Origin of the sequence: Sphaerisporangium corydalis (genome assembly GCF_025506355.1) — a bacterium.
GTDB lineage: Bacteria > Actinomycetota > Actinomycetes > Streptosporangiales > Streptosporangiaceae > Sphaerisporangium > Sphaerisporangium corydalis.
The window spans coordinates 62,975-72,428 of sequence record NZ_JANZYP010000052.1 but is presented as its reverse complement, the minus strand read 5'-3'; the positions used below and the strand labels follow the sequence as shown (position 1 = coordinate 72,428).

At 71.7% G+C, this 9,454-nt stretch carries 6 protein-coding genes; all 6 read left to right on the top strand.

Annotation, left to right across the window (positions count from 1 at the left end):
* Positions 1–154 precede the first annotated feature (154 nt).
* The 6 genes from NYZ98_RS29455 (at position 155) to gatB (ending at position 9,316) form a co-directional block, all read left to right on the top strand.
* The gene (locus NYZ98_RS29455) at positions 155–1,162 is read left to right on the top strand and encodes a methionine synthase (protein ID WP_262846827.1); all 1,008 of its coding nucleotides are present in this window, start codon (positions 155–157) and stop codon (positions 1,160–1,162) included.
* Between the two features lie 190 nt (positions 1,163–1,352).
* Positions 1,353–3,590 carry an NAD-dependent DNA ligase LigA gene (gene ligA, locus NYZ98_RS29450; RefSeq protein ID WP_262846826.1) on the top strand — a complete coding sequence of 746 codons (2,238 nt, stop codon included), beginning with the start codon at positions 1,353–1,355 and terminating at the stop codon, positions 3,588–3,590.
* 198 nt (positions 3,591–3,788) lie between these two features.
* Positions 3,789–5,855: a putative bifunctional diguanylate cyclase/phosphodiesterase gene (locus tag NYZ98_RS29445; RefSeq protein ID WP_262846825.1), complete on the top strand. Its 2,067-nt coding sequence runs from the start codon at positions 3,789–3,791 to the stop codon at positions 5,853–5,855.
* Between the two features lie 169 nt (positions 5,856–6,024).
* The gene (gatC, locus tag NYZ98_RS29440; RefSeq protein ID WP_262846824.1) at positions 6,025–6,324 is read left to right on the top strand and encodes an Asp-tRNA(Asn)/Glu-tRNA(Gln) amidotransferase subunit GatC; all 300 of its coding nucleotides are present in this window, start codon (positions 6,025–6,027) and stop codon (positions 6,322–6,324) included.
* The gene (gene gatA, locus NYZ98_RS29435; protein ID WP_262846823.1) at positions 6,321–7,811 is read left to right on the top strand and encodes an Asp-tRNA(Asn)/Glu-tRNA(Gln) amidotransferase subunit GatA; all 1,491 of its coding nucleotides are present in this window, start codon (positions 6,321–6,323) and stop codon (positions 7,809–7,811) included. The genes gatC and gatA overlap by 4 nt, the downstream gene beginning before the upstream one ends.
* Positions 7,772–9,316, top strand: a complete 1,545-nt coding sequence (gene gatB / locus NYZ98_RS29430) for an Asp-tRNA(Asn)/Glu-tRNA(Gln) amidotransferase subunit GatB (RefSeq protein WP_380707101.1) — start codon at positions 7,772–7,774, stop codon at positions 9,314–9,316. Before gatA ends, gatB begins: the two co-directional genes overlap by 40 nt.
* Positions 9,317–9,454 lie beyond the last annotated feature (138 nt).

Genomic DNA, 9,454 nt, shown 5'->3' with positions numbered 1-9,454 from the left:
AGCCCCTCCCGAAGCCCCCCGGCCCGCCCTCGTCGTCCGGGACCCCTCGCCGACGCCCCCCAGGGGCCCACGATCCAGCCCCGCGGAGTCCCCGGCGGCGACATCCGCGTCGCCGTACGGCCGGCCGCCCAGATGGTCTCTAAGCTTGCGGTTCGTGAACGAGTTTCCGTGGAACGCGGCGAGTGCGACCGGGGTCGGTTCCCACCCCGGTGACGATTACGCCGAGGCGCAGCGCGTGGTGTTCGGCGAGCTGCCCGACATGCCGTACCTCGCGGAGCTGCCCGGCCGGGGAGTGGGCGCCGACATGATCGGGCGCAGCGCGTCCCTGCTGGTGGAGCTGCCGGTGGAGGTCCAGCCGTCCGGCTGGCGCTTCGTGGACCGCCCTGGACGCGACGCCCGGCGGGCCAGGGACCACCTGACCCGCGATCTCGACACGCTGGAGGAGATCGCCCAGGGGTACACGGGCCCGTTCAAGATCCAGGTGTGCGGGCCGTGGACGCTGGCCGGCGCGATCGAGCTCCACTACGGGGACAAGACGCTCGCCGATCCGGGGGCGGTGCGCGATCTGACCGACTCGCTGGCCGAGGGGCTGGCGCTGCACGTCGCCGACGTGCGTGCCCGCGTACCGGGCGCCAAGGTGCTGGTCCAGCTCGACGAGCCCGGCCTGCCCGGCGTCCTGCAGGGCACGGTGCCGACCGCCTCGGGCTTCGGGCGGCTCGCCGCCGTGGAGCCCCCGACCGCCGCCGAACGCCTCCGCGCCGTGCTGCCGCCCGACATCTTCACGCTCGTGCACTGCTGCGCGCCCGCGGTGCCGTTCAAGGTGCTGCGCGCGTCCGGCGTGAACGGGATCTCGCTGGACGCCGCCCTGCTCAGGCGGCGGGACGAGGACCGCATCGGCGAGGCCATCGAGGCGGGGACGGCCCTGTTCCTCGGCGTCGTGCCCGGCACCGGCACCCGGCCGGCCGACAAGGGCGTGGTCGCCAAGCCCGCCATCGAGCTGTGGCGCAGGCTCGGGTTCGACCCGGCCGGGCTCGCCGACCAGATCGTCCTCACGCCGTCCTGCGGCCTCGCCGGAGCCTCCCCCGACTACGCCCGCGCCGCCCTGGCCCGCTGCCGCGAGGCCGCCGTCGTCCTCCGCGACACCCCCGAGGACGCCGGCTAGATGGCCGCCGCTCCTGCCGGGACAGGGTTGCGAATCCGCTTGTGGATATGGATGGTTTCGTGCGGAAATGTCGGTGCTGGGTGGCATGGTAGGAGGAACGATTCCCCTGGTAGAACGCGTTTGTGAGGGCGTGGCCGGTCGTCGGTGCCCGTAGCGTTCTCCATGGGTTCGAACGATGAGGGGAGACGGCATGGCTGCCGAGGTGGAGGGCACGCCGGCGGGCGCGCGGGAGCGCCACGCCGAGCTGGCGGAGCTGGCCGACGACGCCAACTGGCGCTATTACGTGCTCGACACGCCCACGGTGAGCGACGGGGAGTACGACGCGTGGATGCGTGAGCTGCGGGAGCTGGAGGAGGCGCATCCGAGCCTGCGGACGCCCGACTCGCCGACGCAGAAGGTCGGGGCGCCGATCTCCAGCGACTTCACCCCCGTGCAGCACCTCCGGCGGCTCGAAAGCCTCGACAACGCCTTCAACGACGCCGACCTGGCGGCCTGGCAGGCCCGTGCCGAGCGGCTGCTGGAGGCCGATCCCGGGCCCTACCTGTGCGAGCTGAAGATCGACGGCCTGGCGATCGCCCTGGTGTACGAGAAGGGCCGGCTGGTCAGGGGCGCGACGCGCGGTGACGGGCGGATCGGCGACGACGTGACGGCCAACGTGCGCACGATCGCCAACATCCCGCACCGGCTCACCGGCGAGGACATCCCCGACGTGCTGGAGGTGCGGGGAGAGGTGTTCCTGCTGGTCGAGGGCTTCGAGACGCTCAACGAGCAGCTCGTCGCGGCCGGCAAGCCGCCGTTCGCCAACCCGCGCAACTCGGCGGCCGGGTCGCTGCGCCAGAAGGACCCGCGCATCACCGCCCAGCGCGCCCTGCGGATGATCGCTCACGGCGTCGGCACCTGGGAGGGCACTCCGCTCCCGCGCACCCAGTCGGCGGTCTACGACCGGCTGAGGGAGTTCGGCCTGCCGGTGAGCGAGCTGTACAAGGTCGTCGGCGACCTCACCGAGATCGACGCGTTCATCGAGTACTACCGCCAGCACCGCCACGACCCCGAGTACGAGATCGACGGCGTCGTGGTCAAGATCGACAAGATCGCGTTGCAGGGCCAGCTCGGCTCGACCTCACGGGCGCCGCGCTGGGCCATCGCCTTCAAGTACCCGCCCGAGGAGGTCAACACCAAGCTCCTCGACATCCAGGTCGCCGTCGGGCGCACGGGCCGGGTGACGCCGTTCGGCCTGATGAAGCCGATCGTCGTCGCCCAGTCGACGGTGGAGCGTGCGACGCTGCACAACGCCTCCGAGGTCGTGCGCAAGGGCGTCCTGATCGGCGACACCGTGGTGCTGCGCAAGGCGGGCGACGTGATCCCCGAGATCGTCGGCCCGGTGACCGCGCTGCGCGACGGCAGCGAGCGGGAGTTCGTGATGCCGACCCACTGCCCCGAGTGCGGCACCGAACTGCGGCGCATGAAGGAGGCGGACGTCGACATCCGCTGCCCCAACGCCCGCTCGTGCCCGGCGCAGCTCCGTGAGCGGATCTTCTTCGCGGCGGGGCGGGGGGCGTTCGACGTCGAGGGCCTCGGCTACGTCGCCGCCACCGCGCTGACCGCGCCGCTGCCGCCGCAGGAACCCCCGGTGCGCACCGAGGCGGACCTGTTCGACCTGACGATCGAACGGCTGCTGCCGATCAAGTCCGTCGTCCGCGACCAGGACACCGGCCTGCCCAAGACCGACCCGGAGACCGGCGAGCCCAAGATCGTCACGTTCTTCGCCAACATGAGCGGCGAGCCCAGCAAGAACGCCGAGCACATGATGGCGGAGCTGGAGAAGGCCAAGAAGCAGCCGCTCTGGCGTGTGCTGGTCGCCCTGTCGATCAGGCACGTCGGCCCGACGGCCGCGCAGGCCCTGGCGTCCAACTTCCTGTCGCTCGACCGCGTCTTCGGCTCGTCGGTGGAGGAGCTGGCCGTGGTGGAGGGGGTCGGCCCGACCATCGCCGCGTCCATCCACGAGTGGTACGCCGAGGACTGGCACCGCGAGATCGTCGAGCGCTGGCGCCTGGCCGGGGTCCGCATGGAGGACGAGCCGCCCGCCGGGCAGGGCCCGCAGACCCTCACGGGGCTGACCCTGGTGGTCACCGGCACGCTGGAGGGCTTCACGCGGGACGAGGCCGCCGCGGCCATCCAGAGCCGCGGGGGGAAGGTGACGAGCTCGGTGTCAAAGAAGACCGCCTTCGTGGTCGCCGGGGAGAACGCCGGTTCGAAGTACGACAAGGCCGTCAAGCTCGGGGTGCCGCTGCTCGACGAGGCGGCCTTCGGCGTCCTGCTCGCCGACGGCCCGGACGCCTTCCCCACTCCAGATGCCACTCCAGATGCCACTCCAGACGTCCCCGCGGACCCCCCTGCGGACGCCCCCGAGCCCGCCGCGGAGGCGTAGCCGCCGTACGCCTGGAACCCCGAATTTCAGCAGTCGGCGAACTTTTCCTGAATTTTCGTCATCCAGACGCGAGGCTCGTTACGAAGAGGAAAAGCCGGATCCGAGAAATATTCGGTGACGGAACGTGCCCAACCGGTTTCGCGAAGTGGCCCAGAGGTCGTACCCTCCCATAGTGACCTCTTGGGGGTTTACTTGCCTATGACGGACCCATCCGACACGCGCGACACCGCACCGCGGCCGTTCTCCCCGCTCTGGACCTACCTGACCGGGGTCGTCATCGCCGGCTTCGCGGCGCTGGTGGTCGCCGAGATCCGGCTCGGCCTCGGCGAGCTGGCCGATCTGACGCGCACACCGCTGTTCTGGGTGCTCGTGGTCCTCGTCGTGCTGGGAGAACTGCGGCCGATCGTGGTCTCCACCTCCCGCCTGGCGGGCGGCACGGCCACCTCGACGCTGTTCACCTTCGCCGTCCTGCTCTACGACGGGCTGTCGGTGGCGGTACTGATCCACTCGCTCGCGCTGGTCGTGAGCGGCCTGTCCCACCGCAGGGCCTGGCACCGGGTGGTCTTCAACGTCTCGCAGGTGAGCCTTGCCTCCACCGCGGCGGCCGTGGTGCTCGGCGCCTTCGGCCACCATCCCCACCCCGCCGGCCCGTGGGTGCCCGAGGGCACCGACATCACGGCCGTCGCGCTGGCCGCCCTGGCGTACTTCGTGGTGCGCGGCATCCTGGTGTGCGGCGCCGTGGCCCTGCACGAGCGGCGCTCGCTGCTCCGGGTGATCCGCACGACCATCGGGCACCAGAGCCTCGTCTACGCCGCGCTCCTCGGCCTCGCCCCCCTGGTCGTGGTCGTGATGAGCCGCTCGCCCGCCCTGGTCCCGCTCTTCGTGGCCCCCCTCGCCACGATGTACTTCACCGCGTCGCTGTCGGTGCGCCGCGACCACCAGGCGATGCACGACGGGCTCACGTCCCTGCCGAACCGCAAGCTGCTGATCCTGCGCACCGAGGAGGCGCTGGCCGAGGCGCGCGAACACGCGCGGGTCGGCCTGCTCCTGCTCGACCTCGACCGGTTCAAGGAGGTCAACGACACCCTCGGGCACCCCGTGGGCGACCGGCTGCTGCAGATCGTCGCGCACCGGCTCACCCACAGCGTCCGGCCCGGGGACGTCGTCGCGCGGCTCGGCGGCGACGAGTTCGCCGTGCTGCTGCCGACGGTGCGCGACGCCTTCGCCGCCCGCGAGGTGGCCGCCCGGCTCAGGGCGGCGCTCACCGAGCCCGTGCGCCTGGAAGGCATGACGTTCGACATGGACGCCTCGGTCGGCATCGCGCTGTACCCCGACCACGCGCCCGACTTCGAGCTGCTGCTCCAGCGGTCCGACGTCGCGATGTACTTCGCCAAGGAGGGCCGCACCGGCGTCGAGGTCTACCTCGCCGAGAAGGACCGCAACTCCCCCGAGCGGCTCAACCTGCTGGGCGACCTGCGCCGTGCCGTCGGCCGGGGCGAGCTGGAGCTGCACTACCAGCCCAAGGTGTGCCTGGCGTCGGGCATGGTGGAGGGCGTGGAGGCCCTGCTGCGGTGGTGGCACCCCGAGCGGGGCCCGGTCTCGCCCGCCGACTTCATCCCCCTGGCCGAGCAGTCGTACCTCATGCGGCAGATCACCCAGTACGTGATCGACGCCGCGCTGGAACAGGCCGCCCTGTGGTGGCACGCCGGGCTCGACGTGCCGGTGTCGGTGAACGTGTCGGCACGCGACCTGCTCGACTCGGCGCTCCCCGACCAGCTCGAGGCGGGTCTGGACCGGCTGAGGCTCCCCCCGAAGGCGATCCAGCTCGAGGTCACCGAGCGCATCCTGATGACCGACCAGGCCTACACCGCCGACTCGGTGCACGCCCTGGTCGAGCTCGGGATCCCGCTGGCCCTGGACGACTTCGGCACGGGTTACTCCTCGCTCGTCCGCCTCCAGCGCCTCCCGGTGGACGAGGTGAAGATCGACGGGTCGTTCGTCCAGAGGCTCGGGAAGTCGGTGGACGACGAGCGGATCGTGCGCTCGATCGTCGACCTGGTCCGCTCGCTCGGCCTGCGGTCGGTGGCCGAGGGCGTGGAGACCGAGGAGGTGGCCCAGCGGCTGCGCGAGATGGGCTGCGACTCCGGCCAGGGATGGCGGTTCGCCGAGCCCATGCCGGCGTCGGAGACCACGGCCTGGCTCCAGGAGCGGCTCAGCGCCCCGGCGTACCGTGCCTGCGGATCCGCCGAGGTCACGGCACTGTAGCGGTCCGTCACGGCCGCCGGGGGCGGCACCGGGCGCCGCACGACGTGCCCCTCACGCCCCAGGAACGGTCATGGCCTCGGAGAACGAGGCCTAATGGTTCGGTCACGTCCGGGTGCGAGCCCTAGGATGACACTGTCCAATTGCCATCCATGAAACGGGTTAACGACTCATGTCCGCCATAACCCGCGACGAGGTCGCTCACCTCGCCCGGTTGTCCCGGCTGGCGCTGGCCGACACCGAGCTAGACCACTACGCCGCGCAGCTCGATGTGATCATCGGCGCGGTCGCGCGCGTCGCCGAGGTCGCCACCGACGACATCCCGCCGTCCTCGCACGCCCTGCCGCTGACGAACGTCTACCGTCCCGACGAGGTCCGGCGCTGCCTGACCCCCGAGCAGGCGCTGGCCGCTGCCCCGGCCGTCCAGGACAGCCGTTTCCGCGTCCCGCGCATCCTCGGGGAGGAGGCATGAGTCTCACCCGCAAGACCGCCGCCGAGCTGGGCGCCCTGATCGCCTCAGGCGAGGTCTCGGCCGTCGAGGTCACCCAGGCCCACCTCGACCGCATCGCCGAGGTCGACGGCGAGATCCACGCGTTCCTGCACGTGGCCGCCGACGCGGCGCTGGAGCAGGCGAGCGCGATCGACGCCAAGCGCGCCGCGGGCGAGCGGCTCGGCCCGCTCGCGGGCGTCCCGGTCGCCCACAAGGACGTCTTCACCACCAAGGACATGCCGACCACCGCCGGGTCGAAGATCCTCGAAGGCTACCGCCCGCCGTACGACGCGACGATCACCGCGCGCCTGCGCGAGGCCGGGCTGGTCATCCTCGGCAAGACCAACCTCGACGAGTTCGCGATGGGCTCCTCCACGGAGAACTCCGCGTACGGCACGACGCACAACCCGTGGGACCTCGGCCGGATCCCCGGCGGCTCCTCGGGCGGGTCGAGCGCCGCCGTCGCCTCCTACCAGGCCCCGCTGTCCACCGGCACCGACACCGGCGGCTCGATCCGCCAGCCGGCCGCCGTCACCGGCATCGTCGGCATGAAGCCGACCTACGGCGGCTCCTCGCGGTACGGGGTGATCGCCTTCGCCTCGTCGCTGGACACGCCGGGGCCGTTCGCCCGCAACGTGCTGGACGCGGCGCTGCTGCACGAGGCCTTCTCCGGCCACGACGTGATGGACACCACCTCGATCCACTCCGAGGTGCCGCCGGTCGTCGAGGCCGCGCGCCGTGGCGACGTCAGCGGGCTGCGCGTCGGCGTGGTCAAGGAGTTCGGGGGAGAGGGCTACCAGGCGGGCGTGCTGGCCCGCTTCCAGGACTCGGTCGAGCTGCTGGAGTCCCTCGGGGCCAAGGTCGTCGAGGTCTCCTGCCCCAGCTTCACCTACGCCCTGCCGGCCTACTACCTCATCGCCCCCTCCGAGTGCTCGTCCAACCTCGCCAGGTTCGACGGCATGCGCTACGGGCTGCGCGTCGGCGACGACGGCACCCACAGCGCCGAGGAGGTCATGGCGCTGACCCGGGCCGCCGGGTTCGGCGCGGAGGTCAAGCGGCGCATCATGCTCGGCACCTACGCGCTGTCGAGCGGCTACTACGACGCCTACTACGGCTCGGCCCAGAAGGTCCGCACGCTGATCGCGCGCGACTTCGAGGCGGCCTTCCACCAGGTGGACGTCCTGATCTCGCCGACCACGCCGACCACGGCGTTCCCGATCGGCGAGCGCGCCGACGACCCGATGGCGATGTACCTCGCCGACCTGTGCACGATCCCCGCCAACCTGGCGGGCAACGCCGCCATCTCGGTGCCGTGCGGCCTCGCCGACGAGGACGGCCTCCCGGTCGGCCTGCAGATCATGGCCCCCGTCCTCGGCGACGACCGCTGCTACCGCGTAGCCGCCGCCCTCGAAAAGGCCTTCGAATCCCGCTGGGGCGGCCCGCTGCTGAAGGAGGCTCCGGCCCTGTGACCACGACCAACACCGTCATGCCGTACGACGAGGCGCTCGCGCGTTTTGAGCCGGTGATCGGGCTGGAGACGCACGTCGAGCTCGGGACGGCGTCGAAGATGTTCTGCGGGTGCCCGACGTCCTTCGGGGCGCCGCCGAACACGCACGTCTGCCCGGTCTGTCTGGCGCTGCCCGGCGCGCTGCCGGTGGCGAACGACAAGGCGATCGAGTCGACGATCCGCATCGGCCTGGCGCTGAACTGCACCATCGCTGAATGGTGCCGCTTCGCCCGGAAGAACTACTTCTATCCGGACATGCCGAAGAACTACCAGATCAGCCAGTACGACGAGCCGCTGTGCACCAACGGCTACCTCGACGTCGAGGTGGACGGCCGTACGGTCAGGATCGAGATCGAGCGCGTCCACCTCGAGGAGGACACCGGCAAGTCCACGCACATGGGCGGTGCCACCGGCCGCATCCAGGGCGCCGACTACTCCATCGTCGACTACAACCGGGCCGGCATCCCGCTGGTGGAGATCGTCACCAAGCCCGTCGAGGGCACCGACCGGCTGGCCCCCGAGGTCGCCAAGGCGTACGTCACCGAGCTGCGCGAGCTGATGAGGTCGCTCGGGGTGTCCGACGTCCGCATGGAGGAGGGCTCCCTGCGGTGCGACGTGAACGTCTCGCTGATGCCCCGGGGGACGACCGCGTGGGGCACGCGCACCGAGACCAAGAACGTCAACTCGCTGCGGAGCGTCGAGCGGGCGGTGCACGGCGAGATCGAGCGCCAGGCGGCGATCCTCGCCGAGGGCGGCCGGATCATCCAGGAGACCCGCCACTTCCACGAGGACACCGGCGCCACCACCCCCGGCCGTTCCAAGGAGGAGGCGCAGGACTACCGCTACTTCCCCGAGCCCGACCTGCTGCCGATCGCCCCCACCCCCGAGTGGGTGGAGGAGCTGCGGTCGGAGCTGCCCGAGCCGCCGACCGTGCGGCGCAGGCGGTTGCAGGCCGAGTGGGGCGTCTCCGACCTGGACATGGCGGCGATGCACAACGCGGACGCGTTCACGCTGGTCGAGGCGACGGTGACGGCGGGCGTCCCGGCCGCCGACGCGCGCAAGTGGTGGATGGGCGAGCTGGCGCGGCGCGCCAACGAGTCCGGCACGGCCCTGGCCGACCTGCCGATCACGCCCGAGCAGATCGCCAGGGTGGTCGCGCTGGTGGCCTCCGGCGCGCTGAACGACAAGCTGGCCCGCCAGGTGCTCGAAGGCGTGCTCGCCGGGGAGGGTTCCCCTGACGAGGTCGTCGAGGCGCGCGGCCTGCGCATCGTGAGCGACGAGGGCGAGCTGTCCTCGATCATCGACCAGGTGCTGACGGCGAACGCCGACGCGGCCGACAAGGTGCGCTCCGGCAAGATCGCGGCGGTCGGCGCGCTGGTCGGCGGGGTCATGAAGGCCAGCAGGGGCAAGGCCGACGCGGGCCGGGCCCGCGAGCTGATCCTGGAGAGGCTCGGGGTGTCCGAGTAGGCAGGCGGCGGCCCGGCGATGGCCGGGCAGGCGGCGCAACGTTCGCCCGGGGCCCGCGTCCGACGAGACGCGGTGCTCCGGGCGTTCGTGTGCGGGGGAGCTGGACGAGGCGTCGTGCTCCGGTCGGGTTCGCGTTCG

What these genes read in the sequence shown, in the direction of transcription:
- ligA (WP_262846826.1), top strand. Translation starts at nt 1,353, where the DNA reads ATGGCTGCCGAGGTGGAGGGCACGCCGGCGGGCGCGCGGGAGCGCCAC.
- NYZ98_RS29445 (WP_262846825.1), top strand. Translation starts at nt 3,789, where the DNA reads ATGACGGACCCATCCGACACGCGCGACACCGCACCGCGGCCGTTCTCC.
- gatC (WP_262846824.1), top strand. Translation starts at nt 6,025, where the DNA reads ATGTCCGCCATAACCCGCGACGAGGTCGCTCACCTCGCCCGGTTGTCC.
- gatA (WP_262846823.1), top strand. Translation starts at nt 6,321, where the DNA reads ATGAGTCTCACCCGCAAGACCGCCGCCGAGCTGGGCGCCCTGATCGCC.